Annotated in this window: 18 protein-coding genes; 5 read left to right on the forward strand and 13 right to left on the reverse strand. The window is 63.2% G+C overall.

Going from position 1 to position 22,802, the window contains the following annotated elements; all coding sequences use genetic code 11:
• The first annotated feature begins 92 nt into the window (after positions 1-92).
• A complete protein-coding gene (locus DBR47_RS13985) occupies positions 93-1,208 on the forward strand; it encodes a S1C family serine protease (RefSeq protein ID WP_197047064.1) in 1,116 nt (371 codons plus the stop codon).
• 93 nt (positions 1,209-1,301) lie between these two features.
• The gene (locus tag DBR47_RS13990) at positions 1,302-4,058 is read left to right on the forward strand and encodes a PAS domain S-box protein (protein ID WP_124451002.1); all 2,757 of its coding nucleotides are present in this window, start codon (positions 1,302-1,304) and stop codon (positions 4,056-4,058) included.
• Positions 4,059-4,120: 62 nt separating this feature from the next.
• Here the strand turns inward: DBR47_RS13990 and purL are convergent, their stop codons facing one another.
• Positions 4,121-8,116 carry a phosphoribosylformylglycinamidine synthase gene (purL, locus tag DBR47_RS13995; RefSeq protein WP_124451004.1) on the reverse strand — a complete coding sequence of 1,332 codons (3,996 nt, stop codon included), beginning with the start codon at positions 8,114-8,116 and terminating at the stop codon, positions 4,121-4,123.
• Positions 8,117-8,584: 468 nt separating this feature from the next.
• Here purL and DBR47_RS14000 point away from each other — a divergent pair, with 468 nt between their 5' ends.
• The gene (locus DBR47_RS14000) at positions 8,585-8,803 is read left to right on the forward strand and encodes a hypothetical protein (RefSeq protein ID WP_124451006.1); all 219 of its coding nucleotides are present in this window, start codon (positions 8,585-8,587) and stop codon (positions 8,801-8,803) included.
• Positions 8,804-8,979: 176 nt separating this feature from the next.
• Here DBR47_RS14000 and DBR47_RS14005 read toward each other — a convergent pair whose 3' ends face one another.
• Entirely contained in the window at positions 8,980-9,447 is a 468-nt protein-coding gene (locus DBR47_RS14005; RefSeq protein WP_197047065.1) for a hypothetical protein, read from the reverse strand.
• A gap of 414 nt (positions 9,448-9,861) precedes the next feature.
• On the opposite strand from DBR47_RS14005, the gene DBR47_RS14010 reads away from it, so the two are divergent.
• Positions 9,862-10,485 carry a trans-aconitate 2-methyltransferase gene (locus DBR47_RS14010; protein WP_197047066.1) on the forward strand — a complete coding sequence of 208 codons (624 nt, stop codon included), beginning with the start codon at positions 9,862-9,864 and terminating at the stop codon, positions 10,483-10,485.
• A gap of 10 nt (positions 10,486-10,495) precedes the next feature.
• On the opposite strand, the gene DBR47_RS14015 is transcribed toward DBR47_RS14010, so the two are convergent.
• The 11 genes from DBR47_RS14015 to DBR47_RS14065 form a co-directional block, all read right to left on the reverse strand.
• Positions 10,496-11,815, reverse strand: coding sequence for a TRZ/ATZ family hydrolase (locus tag DBR47_RS14015; protein WP_124451012.1), 1,320 nt, complete (start codon positions 11,813-11,815; stop codon positions 10,496-10,498).
• A 69-nt stretch (positions 11,816-11,884) separates the two neighbouring features.
• Positions 11,885-12,883, reverse strand: a complete 999-nt coding sequence (locus DBR47_RS14020) for a nucleoside hydrolase (protein WP_124451014.1) — start codon at positions 12,881-12,883, stop codon at positions 11,885-11,887.
• 39 nt (positions 12,884-12,922) lie between these two features.
• Complete coding sequence (locus DBR47_RS14025; protein WP_124451016.1) at positions 12,923-13,912, reverse strand: ribokinase; 990 nt, start codon at positions 13,910-13,912, stop codon at positions 12,923-12,925.
• The gene (locus tag DBR47_RS14030) at positions 13,909-14,973 is read right to left on the reverse strand and encodes a LacI family DNA-binding transcriptional regulator (protein ID WP_124451017.1); all 1,065 of its coding nucleotides are present in this window, start codon (positions 14,971-14,973) and stop codon (positions 13,909-13,911) included. The genes DBR47_RS14025 and DBR47_RS14030 overlap by 4 nt, the downstream gene beginning before the upstream one ends.
• A gap of 426 nt (positions 14,974-15,399) precedes the next feature.
• Complete coding sequence (gene gltA, locus DBR47_RS14035; RefSeq protein WP_124451019.1) at positions 15,400-16,710, reverse strand: citrate synthase; 1,311 nt, start codon at positions 16,708-16,710, stop codon at positions 15,400-15,402.
• A gap of 29 nt (positions 16,711-16,739) precedes the next feature.
• Positions 16,740-17,021, reverse strand: a complete 282-nt coding sequence (locus tag DBR47_RS14040; RefSeq protein WP_124451021.1) for a succinate dehydrogenase assembly factor 2 — start codon at positions 17,019-17,021, stop codon at positions 16,740-16,742.
• Positions 17,022-17,059: 38 nt separating this feature from the next.
• Complete coding sequence (locus tag DBR47_RS14045; protein WP_124451023.1) at positions 17,060-17,764, reverse strand: succinate dehydrogenase iron-sulfur subunit; 705 nt, start codon at positions 17,762-17,764, stop codon at positions 17,060-17,062.
• 36 nt (positions 17,765-17,800) lie between these two features.
• Positions 17,801-19,600, reverse strand: coding sequence for a succinate dehydrogenase flavoprotein subunit (gene sdhA, locus DBR47_RS14050; RefSeq protein WP_124451025.1), 1,800 nt, complete (start codon positions 19,598-19,600; stop codon positions 17,801-17,803).
• A complete protein-coding gene (sdhD, locus tag DBR47_RS14055; RefSeq protein WP_124451027.1) occupies positions 19,600-19,959 on the reverse strand; it encodes a succinate dehydrogenase, hydrophobic membrane anchor protein in 360 nt (119 codons plus the stop codon). Before sdhD ends, sdhA begins: the two co-directional genes overlap by 1 nt.
• 21 nt (positions 19,960-19,980) lie before the next feature.
• On the reverse strand, positions 19,981-20,421 hold the full coding sequence (gene sdhC / locus DBR47_RS14060; protein WP_124451029.1) for a succinate dehydrogenase, cytochrome b556 subunit: 441 nt from the start codon (positions 20,419-20,421) through the stop codon (positions 19,981-19,983).
• Between the two features lie 118 nt (positions 20,422-20,539).
• On the reverse strand, positions 20,540-21,400 hold the full coding sequence (locus tag DBR47_RS14065; protein ID WP_124451031.1) for a GntR family transcriptional regulator: 861 nt from the start codon (positions 21,398-21,400) through the stop codon (positions 20,540-20,542).
• A 303-nt stretch (positions 21,401-21,703) separates the two neighbouring features.
• Between DBR47_RS14065 and DBR47_RS14070 the strand changes: the two genes are divergently transcribed.
• A complete protein-coding gene (locus tag DBR47_RS14070) occupies positions 21,704-22,690 on the forward strand; it encodes a malate dehydrogenase (RefSeq protein WP_124451033.1) in 987 nt (328 codons plus the stop codon).
• The last annotated feature ends 112 nt before the right edge of the window (positions 22,691-22,802 follow it).

The following is a 22,802-nucleotide window of genomic DNA, read 5'->3' on the forward strand; positions in this document are numbered from 1 at the left end:
CGACAGACTCCTAGGCCAGCCAGCCGCTCACAATGAGCTTGAACTCGCGGCCCCAGCACCCATGTTTTTTCTTTGACCGCATGTCAGACCTTATGCCGACCAAAAAAATTGACCGCCTGCTTCCCTTCGCCCTCTTCACCAGCCTCTTGCTGGCCCTGGCCAGCGCCTGGTTCTGGCCTGCGACGGTGCAAAGCAAGCCGCAGGCCGAGCCGCGCGCGGTGCAGCCGCGCGGCGCGCTGGAGCCGGCCGAACAAACCCATATCCGGGTCTTCAAGAAAGTCTCGCCCTCGGTGGTCCACATCACGACGCTGGCACGCAGCCGGGACTTCTTCTCGATGAATATCACCGAGCAGCCGCAGGGCACGGGCTCGGGCTTCATCTGGGACGATAGCGGCCATGTGGTGACCAATTTCCACGTCATCCAGGGCGCCAATGCGGCAACGGTCACGCTGTCCGATCAAAGCACTTACCCAGCCAAGCTGGTGGGCGTCTTCCCCGATCGCGACCTGGCCGTGCTGCGCATCGACGCCCCCAAGGACAAGCTAACGGCCATCGCCATCGGCAGCAGCGGCGATTTGCAGGTGGGCCAGGCGGTGTACGCCATCGGCAACCCCTTCGGCCTGGACCAGACTCTCACCACCGGCATCGTCAGCGCCTTGAATCGCGAGATCGAGTCCGTCACGCGGCGCAGCATACGCGGCGCCATCCAGACCGACGCGGCCATCAACCCCGGCAATTCCGGTGGCCCCTTGCTGGACTCGGCCGGCCGCCTGATCGGCGTCAACACCTCCATCTACAGCCCTAGCGGCGCCAGCGCCGGCATCGGCTTTGCTATTCCCGTGGACGAGGTCAACCGCGTGGTGCCGCGCCTGATCCGTGATGGCCGCATCATCCGCCCCAGCCTGGGCGTGACGGCGGCGGCCGCCAACGTCAACCAGGCCCTCAAGTTACCGCCCGGCGTGGCCCTGGTGCGCATCGCCCCGGGCAGCCCGGCGGCCCAGGCGGGCCTGCAGGTCTTTGGCCGTGGCCGTGACGGGCGTTTGATCCAGGGCGATGTAATCACCGCCGTCAACGGCGAGCCGGTGGCCGATCTGGACGATATGTTGAATCGACTGGAGCAGCGCCAGGTGGGCGAGCGTGTCACCCTGAGCTTGTGGAACTCCGGCCAAACCCGCAAGCAACAGCTCACTCTGGGCAGTTCTGACTGATTTTTGCGCCTGGCCAACAGGCCAAACAAGTGCAGCCCCGACACCCTGTGTTACCGTGAAGTCTGTGAGTCCAGGGAAGCCGGCAAGACCTTGATGAGTAGCAGCGAACAAACGCCCGCTGGCGCCCCCGCCGGCCACGCCCGCCTGCTGCAGGTCGCGGCTTACTGGCCGGCGCTGCTCACCGCCTTGCTGAGTTCAAGCCTGGTTCTGGGCCTGGCCTGGTCTCATGACCAGGAGCGCCAGGCCAGCGAGCGGGCCCGTGTGCTCGGCGAGGTGCTGAATCTGCGGGAGCGGGTGGAGGCCCTGGGGCGCGCCACCTTCACCCCCACCGCCAATCTGGTCGCCATGATCGAGTTGGACGGCGCCATCAGCGAGGCACGCTTCACGGCCCTGGCTACCCAAGCCCAGCTCTTGCTGCCGCATATGCGCTCCATAGGCGCAGCGCCGGACGATGTGCTGCGCTTCATCTACCCCTTGGATGGCAACCAAGCCCTGCTGAATCTGGACCTGCGGCAGCTGCCCGAGCAATACAGCCAGATCGAAAAGGCCCGCCGCCTGGGCCAAGCACAGTTGTCGGGGCCGCTGGCCCTGCGCCAGGGCGGCATGGGCCTGATTCAACGCAGCCCGGTCTTCATTCCCCAGGGCGACAAGCCCGCCCGCTACTGGGGCTCGGTCTCCTTGGTGGCCGACCTCAAGGCCTTTGTGGAGGCCTCCGGCTTGAGCCAGCAGGCCGATCTGCATCTGGCGCTCTACGAATTGCAGACCCCGCCGGTGGAGGCCGCCCCCGAGCAACTGCTGCCCGGCCCCTTGATCTGGGCCCAGGACGGGCAAAGCCAGCCCGCCACGCTGCCAGCCGGCAGCATCAATCTGGCCCTGGACCTGCCCGGCGCCCGCTGGTTGCTGAGCGCCAGTCCGATGCAAACCTCGCATGCCCTGCCCAGCTGGGTCAGCCTGGAGATGGGGGTGGGCATGCTGGCCAGCTTGGGGCTCAGCGGCCTGGTGGCCTTGCTGGTCTACCGGCGGCGCCAGCTGCAGCAACGCAATCAGGCCCTGTCTACGCAGCTCAGGGATGGCCAGCGCATCCAGGCCGAGTTGGAGGAAGCGCAGCTGCGCTTTCGCAGCCTGACCGCCATGGCCACCGACTGGGTCTGGGAGCAGGATGAGGACTTGCGCTTCACCTTCATCTCACGTATTGCCGAGGAAGCCACTCAAGTGCCCTCGCCCACTATCCTCGGCCACAAGCGCTGGGAGTCCCCCTCGCTCTTGCCCGGCACCGATTGGGCCAGCCATATCGCCATGCTGGAGCGGCATGAGAGCTTCCGTGACTTTGAGTACGCCCAGCTCACGCCCGAGGGAGGCGTTCGCCATATCAGCATCTCGGGTGCGCCGGTGTTTGACAAAGACCGGCGCTTTTGTGGCTACCGCGGCATCGGCCGCAATATCACCGAAGCCAAACTGGCCGAGCAGGCGCTGCGGGATTCCCAAACCGCCCTGAGCAATGCCTTGGACCGCCTGCAGGCGGTGCTGGACGCGGCGATGGAGTTCGCCATCGTCGCCACCGATTTGCAAGGTCGCATCACCTTGTTCAATTTGGGGGCCGAGCGCATGCTGGGCTATGAACAGGTGGAGCTGCTGGGGCGCCCGGTCACGGTTTTGCACCTGCCCGCTGAATTGGCCCAGCATGCCGAACACTTAAGCGCCGAACAGGGCCAAGACCTGCAAGGCTTTGAGGCCTTGGTCGCCACGGCCCGTCATCAGGGCAGCGAGTCACGCAACTGGACGTTCGTGCGCAAGGACGGCAGCCAGCTGGAGGTGTCCCTGGTCTTGTCCAGCGTGCGTGACCCGGCCGGGCACGATATGGGCTTTCTGGGCATTGCCCGCGACATCTCCCAGCAGCGCCAGGCCGAGCGCGCCCTGGTCACGCTGAATGCCGAGTTGGAACAGCGGGTGGCCCGCCGCACCCATGAGCTTAGTGATGCCTTGCAACATCTGCGCAGTGCGCAAGACGACTTGCTGCGCTCGGAGAAGATGGCGGCCCTGGGCTCCCTGGTGGCCGGCGTAGCCCATGAACTCAACACCCCCTTGGGCAATTGCCTGACCACCGCCTCCACCCTGGACGAGCGCATGCGCGAGCTGCGCCGCAGCTTCGAGGGTGGGCAGATGCGCCGCAGCGAGTTGGAACGCTTCCTCGACGATGGCCGCACCGCCTGCGGCATCTTGCTCAGCAGCATGGGCACGGCCAATGAGCTGGTGGCGCACTTCAAGCAGGTCTCGGTGGACCAGACCAGCGCCCAGCGCCGCGTCTTCGAGCTCAGTGACGTGGTGGCGGATGTACTCAGCGTGCTGCGCCCGCGCCTGCGCAAGAGCACGGTGCGAACGCTGGAAGACATCCAGCTGCCCCGCCCCATCGACGGCTACCCCGGGCCGCTGGGCCAGCTGATCACCAATCTGCTGATGAATGCCTTGTTGCATGCCTTCCCCGAGCCCTTGGATCCGGACAAGGAAGCACAGATTTGCCTGCGCGCTTGGCCCATGGACGAACTGCACTTCGGCTTCAGCGTCAGCGATAACGGCCAGGGCATGCGGGCCGAGGTGAGGCGGCGCGCCTTCGACCCCTTCTTCACCACCAAGATGGGTCGCGGTGGCACCGGCCTGGGGCTCAATATCGTCTACAACATCAGCACCGGCATTCTGGGCGGCCAGGTGGAACTCAAGAGCGAGCCCGGCCAGGGCGCGGAGTTCATCTTCCGCCTGCCCTATGTGGCGCCGGCCGCCACACCGGCACAGGCCCATGCCCAGGCCCACGCACCGGCGCCGCTCTTGCCGCCGCCGCAACCACGCCTGAGCTGAAAGCAAAAAGGCCCGGTGGCGATCACCGGGCCTTTTCTCTCTCAGTCAGCAGGACTTAAACCTTAGCCCACCCATTTGCGGGCATTGCGGAACATGCGCATCCAGGGGCTCAGCTCACTGGCGTTGCCCGAGGTCCAGCTCAGCTGGACATTGCGGAAGACGCGTTCGGGGTGAGGCATCAGCACGTTGAAGCGGCCGTCGGCCGTGGTCACCGAGGTCAGGCCATCCGGGCTGCCATTGGGGTTGAGCGGATAGATCTCGGTCGGCTGGCCGCTGTGGTCCACATAGCGCATGGCGCGGGCCACCTTGGCCGCATCACCGCGCTGCGAGAAGTCGGCAAAGCCTTCACCATGGGCCACGGCGATGGGCAGGCGCGAACCTTCCATGCCCTTGAAGAAGAGGCTGGGGCTTTCCAGCACTTCAACCATGGCCAGGCGGGCTTCGAACTGCTCGCTCTTATTGCGGGTGAACTTGGGCCAGTCCTGCGCGCCGGGGATGATGGGCGACAGCGCCGCCATCATCTGGCAGCCATTGCACACGCCCAGGGCAAAGCTGTCCTGGCGGGCGAAGAAGGCCTTGAACTGCTCGGCCAAGACCGGGTTGAACATGACGGAGCGGGCCCAGCCCTCACCGGCACCCAGGGTGTCGCCGTAGCTGAAGCCGCCGCAGGCCACAAAGCCCTTGAACTCGGCTAGGCTCACCGCGCCCGACTGCAGATCGCTCATGTGGACGTCGTAGGTTTCAAAGCCGGCCTTGGCCATGGCATAACTCATCTCCACATGGGAGTTGACGCCCTGCTCGCGCAGAATGGCCAGCTTAGGCTTGGCACCCAGATTCAGGAAGGGCGCGGCCACATCGTCTTGCGGATCGAAGGTCAAATGCACATGGCGGCCGGGGTCGGCGGCGAGGCCGACCTGCTCATGCTCGCTCTGGGCGCAGGCCGGGTTGTCACGCAGGCTGGCGATGCGCCAGGAGACTTCGTCCCAGCTCTTGTGCAGGGCTTCAAGCGGCGCGGCAAAGACCTTTTTGGCATCGCGCCAGACTTCCACCGTGGCGGAGGTGTTGGGCTTGCCCACCACATGGCTGCACTTGGCCAGGCCATGCTCGCGCAGGGTCTGCAGCACGGCATCGCGGTCGCCGGCACGCACTTGCAAGACGGCACCCAGCTCTTCGCTGAACAAGGCCTTGAGCGTCAGCTCTTCGCGGCGTGCGCCCACCTGGGTGGCCCAGTTCTTGGCGTCGCCGGTGTCGGCACGGCTGTCGCTGACGCCATCACCCTCGGTGACCAGCATGTCCACGTTCAGGCTCACACCCTGGTGGCCGGCGAAAGCCATTTCGCAGGCCGTGGCCCAGAGGCCGCCGTCGCCACGGTCGTGGTATGCCAAGAGCTTGCCCGCCGAACGCAAAGCATTGACGGCATTGACCAGATTCTTCAGCAGGGCTGCATCGTCCAGATCCGGCACGGCACCGCCGAACTGGTTCAGGGCCTGAGCCAGGATGGAACCGCCCATGCGGTGCTGGCCTTGGCCCAGATCAACCAGGATCAGGCAGCTATCGCCCGCGTCCGTCTTGAGCTGAGGCGTCAGCGTGCCGCGCACGTCGGCAATCGAGGCGAAGGCGGTGATGATCAGGGACACCGGTGCGGTGACCTGACGCTCCTGGCCGTTCTCGGCCGTCCAGCGGGTGCGCATGGACAGCGAATCCTTGCCCACGGGGATGGAGATGCCCAGTTCGGGGCACAGCTCCATGCCCACGGCATGCACGGTGTCGAACAGGGCCGCGTCTTCACCGGCCTCGCCGCAAGCCGCCATCCAGTTGGCCGAGAGCTTGACGCGCGGCAACTCGATAGGCGCAGACAGCAGATTGGTAATGGCCTCGGCCACGGCCATGCGGCCGGAGGCCGGGCCGTCGATGGCGGCCAGGGGCGTGCGCTCGCCCATGCTCATGGCTTCACCGGCAAAGCCCTTGAAGTCGGCCAGGGTGACGGCGCAATCGGCCACCGGCACCTGCCAGGGGCCGACCATCTGGTCGCGGCTGTTCAGGCCGCCGACCGTGCGGTCACCGATGGTGATCAAAAAGCGCTTGGAGGCCACCGTGGGGTGACGCAGCACGTCGAAGGCGACCTTGTCCAGGGCCACGCCGTTCAGGTCCAGCGTGCCGGCATCGCGGGCCACGCGGGCGACCTCGCGGTGCATCTTGGGCGGTTTGCCCAAGAGCACATCCATGGGCATATTCACCGCGCGCTCGCCGCCGGGGCCGTCTTCCAGCACCAGTTCACGCACTTCGGTGGTCACGCCGACCACGGCAAAGGGGCAGCGCTCGCGCTCGCACATGCTTTGGAACAGGGCCAGGCTGTCGGGCGCGATGGCCAAGACATAACGCTCCTGGCTCTCGTTGCACCAGATCTCCTTGGGCGCCATGCCGCTTTCTTCCAGCGGCACTTTGCGCAGGTCAAACACCGCACCGCGATGGGCGTCGTTGACCAGCTCGGGGAAGGCGTTAGAAATACCGCCGGCGCCCACATCGTGGATGGCCAGGATGGGGTTTTTGTCGCCCAGACCCCAGCAATGGTTGATCACCTCTTGCACGCGCCGCTCGATTTCGGGGTTACCGCGTTGCACCGAGTCGAAGTCCAGATCGGCCGTGTTGGTGCCCGCCGCCATGGAGCTGGCCGCGCTGCCACCCATGCCGATGCGCATGCCGGGGCCGCCCAGCTGCACCAGCAAGGAGCCGGCAGGGAACTCGATCTTCTGCGTCTGGTCGTCGCGGATGGCGCCCAGGCCACCGGCGATCATGATGGGCTTGTGATAGCCGCGCTGCACGCCGTCCACCAGCTGCTCGTAGACACGGAAGTAACCGTTCAGATTCGGCCGGCCGAATTCGTTATTGAAGGCGGCACCGCCCAGGGGACCTTCGATCATGATCTGCAAGGCGCTGGCGATATGGCTGGGTTTGCCGATGGGGTTTTGCTCCCAGGGCTCGCTCAAGCCCGGCAGATGCAGATTGGAGACCGAGAAGCCGGTCAGGCCGGCCTTGGGCTTGGAGCCGCGGCCGGTCGCACCTTCGTCACGGATCTCGCCGCCCGCGCCGGTAGAAGCACCGGGGTAAGGCGAGATGGCGGTCGGGTGGTTGTGGGTCTCGACCTTCATCAAGACATGGGCCAACTCCTCACGCGCCTCGTAGCGCGGAGCGCGGCGGTCACCGGCCGGCATCCAGCGCTCGATCGCGTGGCCTTCCATCACCGAGGCGTTGTCGGAATAGGCTTTGACGGTGTGCTGGGGGCTGAGCTTCTCGGTATTGCGGATCATGCCGAACAGGCTCAGTGGCTGATCCACCCCGTCCACCGTGAACTTGGCATTGAAGATTTTGTGGCGGCAATGCTCGGAATTGGCCTGGGCAAACATCATCAATTCCACATCGCTGGGGTTGCGCTGCAGGGTTTTGAAGGCGTTTTCCAGGTAGTCGATCTCGTCCACCGACAAGGCCAGACCGAAGGTCTTGTTGGCGGCTTCCAAGGCCGAGCGGCCTTGGCCCAGCACGTCCACATGTTCCAAGGCCTGGGCGCTCTTCTCGTCGAAGAGGTGTTGCGCGTCTTCGCGGGCCAGCAGCACGCTCTCGGTCATGCGGTCGTGCAGCAGATCGGCGCAGGCGATCAGCTCGGCCGGGCTCAGCGTCTTCACACCGCCCAACAAACCCGACTTCAAGACGATGCGGTATTCCGTGACCCGCTCCACCCGGTGAATGTTCAGGCCGCAGTTATGCGCGATATCGGTGGCCTTGGAGGCCCAGGGGCTGACCGTGCCCAGGCGGGGCGCCACCACCACCAGGCTGCCGTCCTGGCCGCCAGCGTAGGCGTCGCCATAGTTCAGCAAGGCGGCCAGCTTGGCGCCCTCTTCCTCACCCAGGGCTGCATCGCTCCACACCCAGTGCACATGGCGGGCATGCACAGCGTTGATGCGTTCGTTGATAGCCTGCAATTGCGGCAGCAAGGCCTGGGCGCGAAACGCTGACAGAGCGTTACCGCCCTCGAAGGAAAGCAGATGCTTGTGATTTGCCATGGGGTCCCGGAGCTGGGTTGGCGCGCTGGTGAGCAGCGCAGGTGTTTGCAAGGAAAAGCGTTCGAGCCGCTGGCATGGGGTCGCACGCCTCGGCTCAAATGGAAAACCCGGGATTTTACCGATGCTGACGCGCTTCTTGAGCGCCGCCGCTCAGAAGTCAAAAAAAGCCCTTTATTTGAGCCCCGTGCGAGTCGTGATTCTTCTCACAACCCCAGCCGGACGCCTGCAACGATCAGACACAAAAAGCTGACCCGCAAAAATGCACGCTTTCTACATTGGGCGCAGAGCGCCCGCATCGCTGGCTAGCGCCCCGAGGGCGTTAGCATGTGGCGGTCAACTTGAATGGCCAGCGGAATTTGCCAATGATCTTCCTGACGCCTTTCTGGCACGAGCATGGTCAATCTGTCGTTCGTGCAGGACGGCTCCGCAAGCACACAACTTCGACATTCAGCCCCTCCAGGTAACCCCATGAGCAAACATCAAGGCTACTCGACACTCGGTGCCCTGATCGGCGGCGCCATCGTTGGCTTCCTCGTCTTCGGCTACTTGGGCATGCGCTTTTTCAAAGACGCAGACGGTCCACTCGTGCCACTCGCTTGCGCCGTTGTGGGTGCAGTGGTCGGAGCCTTTTATCAAGTGGCATTTGGTGATCTTTTGTGGCACCGTCTTTGGCGACGACTCAAGTGAACGGAAACGTCGCCATCTATCGACTCTGGCTAGCTGGCCGTTGATTACGGACGTCCATGCTTCGCATGCAAGCCGGTGAAATTTTGCGTTATGCAGCATGACAGCAAGCCTGTCTAACAAACGGATCAGGGCGCGGCTTTGCTCGCTGCGCGCGACCTATCCTTACTCGTGAGGCCTCACGGTTGCACCAGTGGCCATAGCACACGAAGTGCTCCAGGCTTGTATGTGAATCTGAACTCGATTGTTTGTCCTGGATGCGGACTTGGCGCTTGCTCTTCCAGCGGAACGATGAGATCAAGATAGAGCGTCTCGTCCTCCGGTTTTACCGACGGAACTGCTGTATAGCAGCAACTGCTATACAGCAGCGTCATTTTCGATGGGCGAGGACAGCCACCCGAAGACAGTGCAAGCGAAGGAAGCGCAACGGTCTCGCCGGCCACTACGAACGTGACGCCCTGAACATCGCAGCCTTGAAGTTGGATCTTTGCGACTACGGGGACAACACCAATGCTCGTCGAGGCTTGGGTAAAGGCGTCTTGCGACTCGAGCGAGGCCCAGAAGACTCGTTGGGGCTGGATCGCGATTGATGGCAATGCCAGAAGGGCAACCAGGAACAGAAGATAGCGCATGGCAAATGAGGGCAAACGGGTAGCGTATATCTGCCGAGTGTCAAAGCCCGTGAAGCACGCGGCTGCTGAAGAGGCAGCAAACCATGTTGAACTGAACCATCCCACCGTCCCAGGCTGCAAGCCTTTGTGACTCTTTTCTCTGGGGGATTGGATAGCCCCAGACCCTTTTGGCGATGATTATGGCGCCGCCCGCCTGCAGCCGCAGCCGGGGTTTCTCAGCAGAAAGCCTCTTCATATCGATATTGCAGCGGCCAGCATGCTGAATCCGCACGCGCGGCGGGCCCCGATCGCCGCCTAGCAAGACCTGACCCCACGCGGCCGTTCGCTCACGCTCTTTCATTCAAATATCGGCATGCCCTCGGTGTCATGGCGGGGCCCTTGCCTGCAAGGTCAATGCCTCTGGCGGTTTGCAAATGCGAAACTGGGGCCATGAACAAGCCCGCCCAAGTCTGGAATCAGCGCTACCAGGCGCAGCCCTTGGCCGTTGACGACGCTTGGCTCTGGCAATGGCAATCCCTGCTCCCCCTTCCTTCCGGCGGGCAGGCCCTGGACCTGGGCAGCGGCGATGGCCATGAAACCGGCGCCTTGCTGGCCCTGGGTTGGCAAGTGACCGCCGTCGATATCTCGGAACAGGCCTTGGCCCGTTGCCAGGCCAAACACCCACCAGCGCATGCACTGCTGGCCGACGCCAGAGACCTGAGCGCCCTGCCCGCCCATAGCTTTGCGCTGGTGATCGCTCATCTGAGCCTGCATTACTTTGACCAGGCCGACACGCTCAAGGCCTTCACAGGCTTGCAGCGTCTGCTCACACCCTCGGGACTGCTGCTAGGCAGCGTCAATGCCGAGGACGATTTCAATTACGGCGCCCCAAAGGATGCGAGCAACTGGGCCACCGTCCTGGTGGACGGCCTGCCCAAGCAGTTCTTTACCGAGGCCAAACTGCGCGAGGCGCTGGGCCCGGGCTTTGAGATCCTGCAGCTAAACAAGCGCCAAAGCCTGCGCTACGGCGCGGCCAAGTCGGTCTGGGACTTCGCCGCGCGAGTACAGGCTTGATAGGGAGCGCTTAGCGCTGCGCCTTCATCTGCGCCACGATGGCCTCGATGCGGTCCAAGACCGCGGCCTGATCGACCTGGGTCAGCACGCGGTTCTTGAGCACCTGCTTGCCGCCCACCCAGACGTCGGACACATGCTCGCGGCCGGCCACGTACACCAGCTGAGCCTCGGGGTTGTAAACCGGGCGGCATTCCAGGGCATCCAGGGAGACGGCCACCACATCGGCCAGCTTGCCCACTTCCAGTGAACCCAGATCATCGCCACGGCCCATGGCCTTGGCGGCGCGGATGGTGGCCATTTCAAGCGCCGTGCGGGCCGAGACGGTGGTGGAGTTCTGCGTCACGCCCTTGGCCAGCAAGGCGGCGGCACGGATCTCGCCAAACATGTCCTGGCGATTGTTAGAGGCCGCGCCGTCGGTGCCCAGCACGGTGTTGACGCCGGCGGCTTCCAGTGCCGTCACCGGGCAGACACCCGAGGCCAGCTTCATATTCGAGTTGGGGTTGTGAACCACATGCACGCCTTGCTTGGCCAGCATGGCGATCTCGGCTTCATTCAGATGGACCATGTGCACGGCCATCATGCGCTCGTTCAGCAGGCCCAGCTTGTTGAGACGCTCCAGCGGACGCATGCCGTGCTGCTTGACGCTTTCATCCACCTCGAACTGCGTTTCGTGGATGTGGCAGTGCATCTGAATGTCGAGCTTCAAGGCCAGATCGCGCAGCTGCACAAAGGTCTCGTCCGAGACGGTGTAAGGCGCGTGCGGGGCCGAGGTCCAGTCCAGCAGCTTCTCGCCCTTGTACTGCTCGTAGGCTTCCAGGCCTTTGCTGATGTACTCCGCAGCATTGGCCGCATAGCCGGTGGGGAAGTCGATCACATTGATGGACACACCGGCACGCACGCCGCTGTCAAGCGCCGCCCGCGCCATCGCGGTCGGGAAGAAGTACATATCGTTGAGGTAAGTCACGCCGCCGCGCAGAGCTTCCGCAGCGCTCAGCAGGGATCCTTGATAGGTCCAGTCCTCGCTGACCCACTTCTTCTCCAGGGGCCAGATGTGGTTGTTGAGCCAGTCCATCAGCGGCACGTCGTCGGCCACGCCACGCAGCAAGGACATGGCCGAATGGGTGTGGGCATTGATCAGGCCCGGGATCAGCACATGCTCGCCCAGCTCCACCGTGGCGGCATCCGGGAACTGCTGAGCGGCCGCCGCCCAGGGCAGGATGGCGGCAATGCGCTCGCCCTGGATGACCAGGGCATGGTCGTTCAGCACTTGGCTGCCGGGGCTCATGGGCAAGAGCCAGCGGGCCTTGAGGATGGTGGTTTGAGCGGTCATGTGGGGGTACTCCAAAAATGGGCATCCCGCCTCGGGTGCGGGATGCGTTGAACTGTAACGTTCTGCCGCTCAGGCGGCAGCGTCAAATGCTTGGTCGAACAGGGCTAGAACTCGGGCAGCGTCCACGCCGATGCAGACCTGCTGCGAGGGGCAGCCGGTCCAGGCATCGGCCGTGGGCCCTGGCTTGCGCAGCTTTTGAATGGTCTGGCCTCGGGCAATGCCTTCCAGGGCGACCCGCACGGGGCCGGCACGCAGCTCGAAAGCCTCGGGCTCAATGGCATAGGCAATCGCACTGGCGTCGTGGGAGTAGATGCCGCGAATGCCGTCCACCGAGTGGTAGAAGTCTTGGTAATGGCGGGTGGCTTTCCACAAAAAATCGCCAATCGCACCGCCGCGGCCTTGCAGGCTGGCGAGGTAGTCCTCGTCCATCACCACGGCTTGCGTCACGTCCAGACCGACGATGACCACCGGCCATTCGGCGCCAAAAACGATGTCGGCCGCCTCGGGGTCGTTGATCATATTGGCCTCGGCCACCGGTGTGACATTGCCGCTGCGGCCCTGGGTGCCAAAGGCGCCGCCCATCACGATCACTTGATGGACCTTGGCCGCGATGCTGGGGTCGTGGCGCAGGGCCAGGGCCAGATTGCTCATGGGGCCCACGGCGATCAGGGTGAGCTGGCCGGGCTGGGCATTGACCATATCGCAGATCAATTGGTAGGCCGGGCGCGGGTCGAGCGGGTGCAGAGCGGCGCGTGCATCGATCGCCTTTTGCGCTTCGCCGCCCAGGCCGTCCTCGCCATGGACATGGGTGGAATGCTCGCGCTCGGCGCCCATCTGCACCGGGCCGGCCGCGCCGGCCGCCACCGAGACCTGCTCGGGCGGCAGGCCGTAGAGGCCACACAAGGCCTGGGCATTGCGGGTAGTCACCGCCACCGAGGCATTGCCAAACACGGTGGTGATGGCGCGCAAATGGATGGCGGGATGGCGGGCCAGCAGGAACAAGGCCATAGCATCGTCGATGCCAGGGTCGGTATCAAAAATCACCTGCAAACGGGTGTCGGACTTCATGGCGGACCTTTCTTCTTACTGCAGTACTTGCGCCCGTGATCAGCGCTTGGGCGCGAAGCCAGCACCCAGCTCTGCCCGCTTGGGCATGGCGCTTTGCACCCCGCTGCGGCTGACGGCAATCGCCGCCGCAGCCATGCCCAAACGAGCCGCTTCGACGGGTGCCAGGCCCTCGGCCAGACCGGTGGCAAAGCCGCCGACAAAGGTGTCGCCCGCGCCCACGGTATCCACGGCTTTGACGGCCTGGGCGGGCAGGTGTTGCGGGCCCTCGGCTCCACACATCAGCACGCCGGCCGCGCCCAAAGTCACCAGGACCTGCCCTGCCCCACGTTGACGCAAAGCATGAGCGGCCTCAGCAACCTGGGCCAATAGTTGCGCCTGCGCTGCGTCTTCGGGCAGGCTTGGCAGACCGGCCAGTTGAAAGGCCTCGGTCTCGTTCAAGATCAAGCAATCGGACAAAGCCAGCAAGGCCGGCGTCACCGCCAGGGCCGGGGCGGCGTTCAACACCGTGCGCCCCCCTGCGGCCCGGGTCAACTCAAAGGCCCGCTGGATGGCAGGAACCGGCACTTCCAGCTGGGCCACGGTGACGGTAGCCGCCTGAAACTTAGCGGCTGCCGCCTGTACATCGGCAGGGCTGAGCTGGGCATTGCTGCCAGGCACATAGACGATGGAGTTCTCGCCCCCCTCGCTCGCCACCATGATGACGGCAATGCCGGGCAAGGCCTGGGCATCGCGCGCCACGGCGCTGCTGTCCACGCCCTCGTCCTGCAAAGCCTGCAGCAAGGCCTCGCCATGCTGACGCGTACCCACGCGGGACACAAAGGCGACCTTGGCACCCAGTCGAGCCGCGGCCACGGCCTGATTGGCGCCCTTGCCACCGGGCGCCATCACAAAGGCCTCACCCACCAGGGTCTCACCGGGTGCGGGCAGACGTGGGGCGTGGGCCACCATATCCATATTGATGCTGCCGACCACCAAGACCTGGGCGGACTGGGATTTGGAGGTGGGCAGGCCGGAGTTCTGCTGAGTCATTTTTTTGAAGCTTTGAAAGAAGGGCCCGGGCTCGGGCTGAGGTTGGGCGCGCAGGTGCTTTCGCGCAGCACCAGGCTGGGCGTCATCAAGACCTCGCGCAGCTCGGCCTCGGCTTGATCGATGCGCTCGATCAGCATCTGCCCGGCCTGCTGGCCCAAGGCCTTGATGGAGCAGCCCACGGTGGTGAGGGCGGGAAACACATAACGCCCCAGCTCGATGTCATCGAAGCCGATCACCGATAGCTGCTGCGGCACGGCCAGGCCGAACTCGGCGGCGGCGCGCAGCGCACCTATGGCCATCAAATCATTGCTGGCGAAGATGGCGGTGACTTTCGGGGCGGCGGCGGGCAAGTCGCGCTGGGCTTGCAAGAGCCGGCAGGCCGCCGCGTAGCCGCCCTGGCTGCTGAAGTCGCTGGAAATCACCAGGCGCTCGTCCGCGTCCAGCCCACGCGCTTGCAGGGCATTGCGCCAGCCTTGCAGACGTTCGCGCGAAACCTCGAACTCCGCTGGGCCGCTGATGCAGGCGATGCGCTGATGCCCCAAGTCCAGCAGATGGCTGACGGCGTTTTGCGCGCCCTGGCAGTTGTCGACACTGACGCGGTCGGCCCTGGCGCCGGGCACCAGGCGGTCCACGGTCACAGCGGGCACGCGGGCCATCTTGAAAATGCGGGCCAGGGCTTCGTCGTCGCCGGCCGAGGACAGCAGGAGCCCATCCACCCGCTTTTCCAGCAAGGTGCGCATGTATTGCTGCTGGCGCTTGGGGTCGTTGTCCGAGTTGCACAAGAACACCGAATAGCCGGCCAGGCGGCAGCTTTCTTCCACGCCGCAAACCAGTTCGGCGAAGAAGGGGTTTTGCACATTGGGCACCAGCACGCCCACGATCTTGGTCTCGCTGGTGCGCAGGGAGCGGGCCACGGCGCTGGGCAGATAGCCGATCTCCTCCACCGCCTCGAGCACGCGGCGACGCGCCTCGGCGCTGACGGGCCGGGTGTTGTTCAACACATGCGACACCGTCGTGAAAGAGACGCCCGCACGGGACGCCACATCTTTGATCGTGCTCACGAAAAACTCTGGTCTCGGTCTGGTGGCTCGCGCTGACCCAGGAGTCGGTCGCGGCCTTGTTTTTTTGTCCTTGCCGTTTCGGCCGACTCCCTGCGTCGCGCCACCAGCGCCTGGCAGCGCTGGGTGAACGACGCCACGTCGCTAAAACGGGGCCGGCAAACATGGGCTCGATGAGTCGGGATTTCCGGCGTGAGCAAACGTTTGCTTGTCGGTGCGCAGCATAGCCCAAAAGCCCGGCCTTCTCGCGTTGGCCAGGTTCGCCAACTTCACAAAATTTTCAGTAACGGCGGGCGGCGGTCCTGCTTGGATTGCGTACGGGCTATCGCACCAATGAAACAGCCCCCAAGAATCCGACCTCGTCGAGGTCCAATTCTAGGGGGCTGGGCAAACTCAGCCGAACTCCCCTGGCGGGGAGTTCTTGCCAGATCAACGTTCGCCGATGGGCTTGACGTTGCGGGCGGTGGAGCCTACGAAGAGCTGACGCGGACGGCCGATCTTGTACTCCGGGTCGCCGATCATTTCGTTCAGCTGGGCAATCCAGCCCACGGTGCGAGCCAGCGAGAAGATGGCGGTGAACAGGGGCACGGGGATGCCGATGGCGCGCTGCACGATGCCCGAGTAGAAGTCCACATTTGGGTAGAGCTTGCGGGCGACGAAGTACTCGTCTTCCAGCGCAATCTTTTCCAGCTCCATGGCCAGCTTGAACATGGGGTCGTTGTGCAGACCCAGTTCGTCCAGCACCTCGTGGCAGGTTTCGCGCATCAGCTTGGCACGCGGGTCGTAGTTCTTGTAGACCCGATGACCGAAGCCCATCAGCTTGACGCCGGAGTTCTTGTCCTTGACCTGCTTGATGAACTCGCCAATCTTGGCCACACCACCGTTGCGCTGGATGTCTTCCAGCATATTCAGTGCGGCTTCGTTGGCGCCACCGTGCGCCGGGCCCCACAGGCAAGCCACGCCGGCGGCGATGGCTGCGAAGGGGTTGGTGCCCGAGGAGCCGCACAGACGCACGGTCGAGGTCGAGGCGTTTTGCTCGTGGTCGGCGTGCAGAATGAAGATGCGGTCCATCGCGCGCACCAGCACGTCGTTGGGCTTGTAGTCTTCGCAAGGCGTGGCAAACATCATGCGCATGAAGTTGCCGGCGTAGCTCAGATCGTTCTTGGGATAGATATAGGGCTGACCGACGGTGTACTTATAAGCCATGGCCACCAGGGTGGGCATCTTGGCGATCAAGCGGATCGCCGCGATTTCGCGGTGCTCAGGGTTATTGATGTCGGTGCTGTCGTGATAGAAGGCCGACATCGCGCCGACCAAACCAGTCATCACAGCCATCGGGTGCGCATCACGGCGGAAGCCACGCAGGAAGAACTGCATCTGCTCGTTGACCATGGTGTGATTGGTCACACGGGCCACGAACTCTTCCTTCTGTGCGGGGTTGGGCAATTCTCCGTACAGCAGCAGATAGCAGGTTTCCAGATAGTCGCAGCTGGTGGCCAGCTGTTCGATCGGGTAGCCGCGATACAGCAGCTCGCCCTTGTCACCGTCGATATAGGTGATGGTGGAGTTGCAGGAGGCGGTCGACAGGAAGCCCGGGTCGTAGGTGAACTTGCCGGTCTGAGCGTAGAGCTTGCGGATGTCGATCACATCCGGGCCAATGGTGCCCTTGTAAAGGGGCAGGTCCATATTCGGACTGCCGTCGGAGAACGACAGGGTGGCTTTGACGTCTGACGGAATCATGGGCTTTTCCTTTGCTTCTTGGGTATTTCTTAAACGGCGGTCGCGTTGGTTCTCAGCAGAGCGAGGACCTCGAGGACATCGGCACGCTGCAACTCGCCTTCGGGCTCTTTGCGGCGCAGCAGCAAGTCCAACAAATCGTTATCGGACAGATCCATCAACTCCCGCAGGCCTTGGGCCTGGTTTTCGGTCAGGCTGGCGGCGTGCTTGTCAAAAAAACGCTCGATGAAGAGATCGTTTTCCAGCAAGCCGCGCCGGCAGCGCCAACGCAGCTTGGACAGAGCCCGCTCATCAATCAAGTTATTTCCGGACATGGAATCGGTCATATTGAGAATCACGCGGCGAGTCCGGGTCAGATGGCGCGACGCACCATCATTTCCTTGATCTTGCCAATCGCCTTGGTCGGGTTCAAGCCCTTGGGGCAGACATCGACACAGTTCATGATGGTGTGGCAGCGGAACAGGCGGTAAGGATCTTCCAGGTTATCCAAACGGGCTGCGGTCGCATCGTCACGGCTGTCGGCGATGAAACGGTAGGCCTGCAGCAAACCAGCGGGGCCCACGAACTTGTCGGGGTTCCACCAGAAGCTGGGGCAGCTGGTCGAGCAGCTGGCGCACAAAATGCACTCGTACAAGCCGTTCAGCTCGTCGCGCTCTTCGGGCGACTGCAGACGCTCCTTGTCGGGCAGCGGCGTCTCGTTGATCAGATAAGGCTTGATCGAGTTGTACTGCTTGAAGAACTGGGTCATGTCCACGATCAGATCGCGGATGACGGGCAGGCCAGGCAGGGGCTTCAAGACGATCACGCCGGGCAGCGTGCGCATATTGGTCAGGCAGGCCAGGCCGTTCTTGCCATTGATATTCATGGCGTCCGAGCCGCAAACGCCTTCACGGCAGGAGCGGCGGAAGCTCAGGGTGGGGTCCACCGCCTTGAGCTTGCCCAGGGCGTCCAGCAGCATGCGCTCGGAGCCGTCCAGCTCGACCTCCAGGGTCTGCATATAGGGCTTGGCATCCTTGTCCGGGTCGTAGCGGTAGATCTGAAAGGTGCGCTTGGTCATGTCGTTATCCTTAATTCTTGGCTGATCAAACGCTGCTTAGAACGTTCTGACTTTCGGCGGAATGGAGTCCACCGTCAGCGGCTTGAGCTTGACCGGCTTGTAGTCCAGGCGATTGCCTTCCGAGTACCACAGGGTGTGCTTCATCCACTCGGCGTCATTGCGGCCATTTGGATGCTCGGGCGTGTCCGCGTAGTCGTCCACGGTGTGAGCACCACGGCTTTCACGGCGAGCCGCAGCCGAGACGATGGTGGCTTGCGCCACTTCGATCAGATTCTCGACCTCCAGGGCCTCGATACGCGCGGTATTGAAGACCTTGGACTTGTCCTTGAGCGTGATGTTCTTGACGCGCTTGGCAATTTCCGCGACCTTGACCACGCCCTCGTCGAGCATGGCTTGGGTGCGGAACACGCCGGCGTGGCGCTGCATGGCCAGACGCAGGTCGTTGGCCACATCCTGGGCGTATTCGCCAGAGTTGCTATTGTCCAGACGGGCCACACGGGCCAGGGACTCGGCACCCGCATCGGCCGGCAGCGGCTTGTGCTGGGTGGTCTTGAGACCGGACTCGACGATGTGATTGCCGGCCGCGCGGCCGAACACCAGCAGGTCCAGCAGCGAGTTGGTACCCAGGCGGTTGGCGCCGTGCACGCTGACGCAAGCGCATTCGCCCACCGCGTAGAGGCCGTTCACCACGGTGTTGGGTTCGCCGTCCTTGGGCACGACGACCTGACCATAGATATTGGTCGGGATGCCACCCATCTGGTAATGGATGGTGGGGACCACGGGGATGGGCTCCTTGGTGATGTCGACGTTGGCGAAGTTATGGCCAATTTCGAACACCGAGGGCAGACGCTTCATGATGGTGTCGGCGCCCAAGTGGGTCATGTCCAGCTCGATATAGTCCTTGTTGGGACCGCAGCCGCGACCTTCCTTGATCTCCTGGTCCATGCAACGCGAGACGAAGTCACGCGGAGCCAGATCCTTCAGCGTGGGCGCATAGCGCTCCATGAATCGCTCACCATTGCAATTGCGCAGAATCGCACCTTCGCCACGGCAGCCTTCGGTCAGCAAAACGCCCGCGCCGGCCACGCCGGTGGGGTGGAATTGCCAGAACTCCATGTCCTCCAAGGGGATGCCGGCACGAGCCGCCATGCCCAGACCGTCGCCGGTGTTGATGAAGGCATTGGTGGAGGCACCGAAGATGCGGCCGGCACCGCCGGTGGCCAGCAACACGGTCTTGGCTTCCATGATGTGGACTTCGCCGGTTTCCATTTCCAGCGCGGTCACGCCGACCACATCGCCCGCTTCGTTGCGGATCAGGTCCAGCGCCATCCACTCGACGAAGAACTGAGTCTTGGCCTTGACGTTTTGCTGGTACAGGGTGTGCAGCATGGCGTGGCCGGTACGGTCGGCCGCGGCGCAGGCGCGCTGCACCGGCTTCTCACCGTAATTGGCCGTGTGGCCGCCGAAGGGGCGCTGATAAATCGTGCCATCGGCATTGCGGTCAAAAGGCATGCCGAAGTGCTCAAGCTCGTACACGACCTTGGGCGCTTCACGGCACATGAACTCGATGGCGTCTTGGTCGCCCAACCAGTCCGAACCCTTGACGGTGTCGAAGAAGTGATAGTGCCAGTTGTCCTCGGACATATTGCCCAGCGAGGCGCTCACGCCGCCCTGTGCCGCCACCGTGTGCGAGCGGGTCGGGAAGACCTTGGACAGCACAGCCACATTCAGGCCGGCCAGCGACAGCTGCAAAGAAGCGCGCATGCCAGAGCCACCGGCTCCAACGATGACCACATCGAACTTGCGCTTAGGAATCGAATTTGTAGCCGCCGTCATCACATTCTCCACAACACTTGGACGGCCCAACCGGCGCAGCCCAACAACCAAACCAAGCTGAACACCTGCAGAGCCAGACGCAGGCCCACAGGCTTCACATAATCCATCCAGATGTCGCGCACACCAACCCAGGCGTGATACGCCAGAGAGATGATCAGGACAAAGGTCAGAAACTTCATCCACTGCTGCGCAAAGATGCCGGCCCAGCGGTCATAGCCCAAAGGGCCGGGCAAGAGCACCTGCACCAGCAGGACGACGGTAAACAAGGCCATCAGCACGGCGGTGACCCGCTGCGCCAGCCAGTCACGCAAACCGTAATGCGCACCGACGACGGTACGCTTGGAACCATAGGTAGTCATAGTTCTTCTCTCTCAAAAAGCTCAATACAGGCCGAACAGCTTGGCGCCCAAGAGCACGGTCAGCAACACACTCAAGGCCAAGGTGATGATGGCCGAGCTATGACCCTGCTCCTTGCTGACGCTGTGGGTGGCATCCATCCACAGGTGGCGCACGCCGGCGATGAAATGGTGCAAATAGCCCCAGATCAGACCCAGCACCACCAGCTTGACAAACCAGGCCGGCACAAAGCCGATGCCAGCCACGAAAGCATTGGTGAAGGACTCGTATGAGATCTCCGAAGTCAGGCTCGTGTCGAACATCCAGATGATGAAAGGCAGGAGCAAGAACATCAGCAAGCCGCTCACGCGGTGCAGGATGGAGACGATGCCGGCGGGCGGCAGACGGTAGCCCGGCAGGTCGGAAAGGAAATTGACATTGCGAAATTCTCGCCTTGCCGAGGGGTTCTTGGTGGTGTTTGTCATACCCGACCTTGTGTAATCAACATGAAACTAGTGGAGTTTATTGCAATGCAGCAGATAAGCATCTGAGCCAGTGCGCATTGAGTAACGGGGAAGCAACGCCAAGCTGCGGATGAAAGCATCAGTTCAGCTCGTTGCGATAGAAGTGTGATTCGGTGTGATAGAGCCCTCGGCGCAGCTCTACCGGCTTATCTCCATAGGTGAATGACAGTCTCTCCACGCTCAGCAAGGGCGCGCCCACCGGCACTTGCAAGAGCGCGGCCGCCTCGGCATCCGCCGCCAGCGCACGAATTTTTTCCTGGGCGCGAATCATGTGCACGCCGAACTCTGCCTCAAACAGGCCGTAGAAGGGGCCGCGGTATTGATTGAGCCGCTCGGTTGTCAGGCCTTTGAACAAATTGCCCGGCAACCAGATATCGTCCAGCACCACCGGCCGCCCCTGCGCCTTGAGCAGGCGACGCACCTCCACCATCTGATCCCCGGCCCGCAGCTGCAATTGCTTGGCAATCGCAGCCGGCGCGCGCAGGCGCTTGCAGTCCAGCAACTGACGCTCCAGGCTTTGCGAGCCCTCATCAGGCATCAGGCGCAGAAAGCGGTACTGAACTTTTTGCTCGGCATGGGTCGCGACAAAAGTGCCCTTGCCCTGCCGGCGCACCAAAAGATTTTCGGCCGCCATCTCGTCGACCGCCTTGCGCACCGTGCCCTGGCTAACGCCAAATCTCGCCGCAAGATCCAACTCACTGGGGATGGCCTCGCCCGCCTTCCATTCGCCGCCTTGCAGGCTGGCGATGATCAAGTCCTTGATCTGACGGTAAAGCGGGCTGAAGGAGGGGCCGCCGACGGCGTGACTCAGGACGCCCGCCGGGCCGGTTGCCGCACCTTGATTGACAGGGCCGGCATGGCCGATCGCCCCGCCGGCTCCGCGCACTTCTCGCTCGGTGGCGGCTTTAGTGGCATTGAAACGGGACGGGACTGCAGACATGGCCGATATTGCAGCACAAGCCAAGCCTCAAGTCCACGAAAAGCAGCTGCAAAACAGCTGATGTCTTCTATAAGACATAAGACAGTAAACAATTTGCAACATGCGGTGATAATCCTCAGCGCCAAAACAAGATGATGACCGGGCTATGCTCGGGAAATCCCTTGGACTCACCTACACTTGTCGCGCAAGCGCCAAGCTCGGCAATCGGCCCAGACCCTCAGCTCAAAGCCGAATGACGAAATCTGCCGCGGTCCTGGCACGAATTCATTCATTGCAAGCTTTCAACACCCTCGGAGCACTTTCATGAGCAAAAAACCCGTTCGCGTTGCCGTCACCGGCGCTGCCGGCCAAATTGGCTATGCCCTGCTGTTTCGCATCGCCTCTGGCGAAATGCTGGGCAAGGACCAGCCCGTCATCCTGCAATTGCTGGAAATCCCCGACGAGAAGGCCCAGAACGCGCTGAAGGGCGTGATCATGGAATTGGAAGACTGCGCCTTCCCGCTGCTGGCCGGCATCGAAGCGCACAGCGATCCCATGACCGCCTTCAAGGACACCGACTACGCCCTGCTGGTCGGCTCGCGCCCCCGCGGCCCCGGCATGGAGCGCTCGGAACTGCTGGCCATCAACGGCGCCATCTTCACCGCCCAGGGCAAGGCCCTGAACGCAGTGGCTTCGCGCAACGTCAAGGTGCTGGTCGTCGGCAACCCTGCCAACACCAATGCTTACATCGCGATGAAGTCGGCTCCCGATCTGCCGGCCAAGAACTTCACCGCCATGCTGCGCCTGGACCACAACCGCGCCGCTTCGCAAATCGCTGCCAAGACCGGCAAGGCCGTGGCCGAGATCGAAAAACTGGCCGTTTGGGGCAACCACTCGCCCACCATGTACGCTGACTACCGCTTCGCCACCATCGGCGGCGCCTCGGTCAAGGCCATGATCAACGACGAGACCTGGAACCGCGAAACCTTCCTGCCCACCGTGGGCAAGCGCGGCGCCGCCATCATCGCCGCACGCGGCCTGTCGTCGGCCGCCTCGGCCGCCAACGCCGCCATCGACCATATGCGCGACTGGGCCCTGGGCACCAATGGCAAGTGGGTCACCATGGGCATCCCCTCAAATGGCGAGTACGGCATCCCCAAGGAAGTCATGTTCGGCTACCCCGTCACCTGCGAAAACGGCGAGTACAAGATCGTCGAAGGCCTGGAAATCGATGCCTTCTCGCAAGAGTGCATCAAGAAGACCCTGGACGAGCTGCTGGGCGAGCAGGACGGTGTCAAGCACCTGATCTGATGAGTGCTTTGTGCGCTTGAATCTCCCGATTCAAACGTGCCGAAGCAAGACCGAAAAAAAGCCGCCGCGATCCTCGGATCGCGGCGGCTTTTTGCTAGGAGTCTGCGCGGCA

It is taken from the genome of Paucibacter sp. KBW04, from assembly GCF_003852425.1.
Taxonomy (GTDB): Bacteria; Pseudomonadota; Gammaproteobacteria; order Burkholderiales; family Burkholderiaceae_C; genus Paucibacter_A.

Coding starts and splice junctions, on each gene's coding strand:
- DBR47_RS13985 (WP_197047064.1), top strand. CDS start 93: ATGCCGACCAAAAAAATTGACCGCCTGCTTCCCTTCGCCCTCTTCACC.
- DBR47_RS13990 (WP_124451002.1), top strand. CDS start 1,302: ATGAGTAGCAGCGAACAAACGCCCGCTGGCGCCCCCGCCGGCCACGCC.
- purL (WP_124451004.1), bottom strand. CDS start 8,116: ATGGCAAATCACAAGCATCTGCTTTCCTTCGAGGGCGGTAACGCTCTG.
- DBR47_RS14000 (WP_124451006.1), top strand. CDS start 8,585: ATGAGCAAACATCAAGGCTACTCGACACTCGGTGCCCTGATCGGCGGC.
- DBR47_RS14010 (WP_197047066.1), top strand. CDS start 9,862: ATGAACAAGCCCGCCCAAGTCTGGAATCAGCGCTACCAGGCGCAGCCC.
- DBR47_RS14015 (WP_124451012.1), bottom strand. CDS start 11,815: ATGACCGCTCAAACCACCATCCTCAAGGCCCGCTGGCTCTTGCCCATG.
- DBR47_RS14020 (WP_124451014.1), bottom strand. CDS start 12,883: ATGAAGTCCGACACCCGTTTGCAGGTGATTTTTGATACCGACCCTGGC.
- DBR47_RS14025 (WP_124451016.1), bottom strand. CDS start 13,912: ATGACTCAGCAGAACTCCGGCCTGCCCACCTCCAAATCCCAGTCCGCC.
- gltA (WP_124451019.1), bottom strand. CDS start 16,710: ATGATTCCGTCAGACGTCAAAGCCACCCTGTCGTTCTCCGACGGCAGT.
- DBR47_RS14040 (WP_124451021.1), bottom strand. CDS start 17,021: ATGTCCGGAAATAACTTGATTGATGAGCGGGCTCTGTCCAAGCTGCGT.
- DBR47_RS14045 (WP_124451023.1), bottom strand. CDS start 17,764: ATGACCAAGCGCACCTTTCAGATCTACCGCTACGACCCGGACAAGGAT.
- sdhA (WP_124451025.1), bottom strand. CDS start 19,600: ATGACGGCGGCTACAAATTCGATTCCTAAGCGCAAGTTCGATGTGGTC.
- sdhD (WP_124451027.1), bottom strand. CDS start 19,959: ATGACTACCTATGGTTCCAAGCGTACCGTCGTCGGTGCGCATTACGGT.
- sdhC (WP_124451029.1), bottom strand. CDS start 20,421: ATGACAAACACCACCAAGAACCCCTCGGCAAGGCGAGAATTTCGCAAT.
- DBR47_RS14065 (WP_124451031.1), bottom strand. CDS start 21,400: ATGTCTGCAGTCCCGTCCCGTTTCAATGCCACTAAAGCCGCCACCGAG.
- DBR47_RS14070 (WP_124451033.1), top strand. CDS start 21,704: ATGAGCAAAAAACCCGTTCGCGTTGCCGTCACCGGCGCTGCCGGCCAA.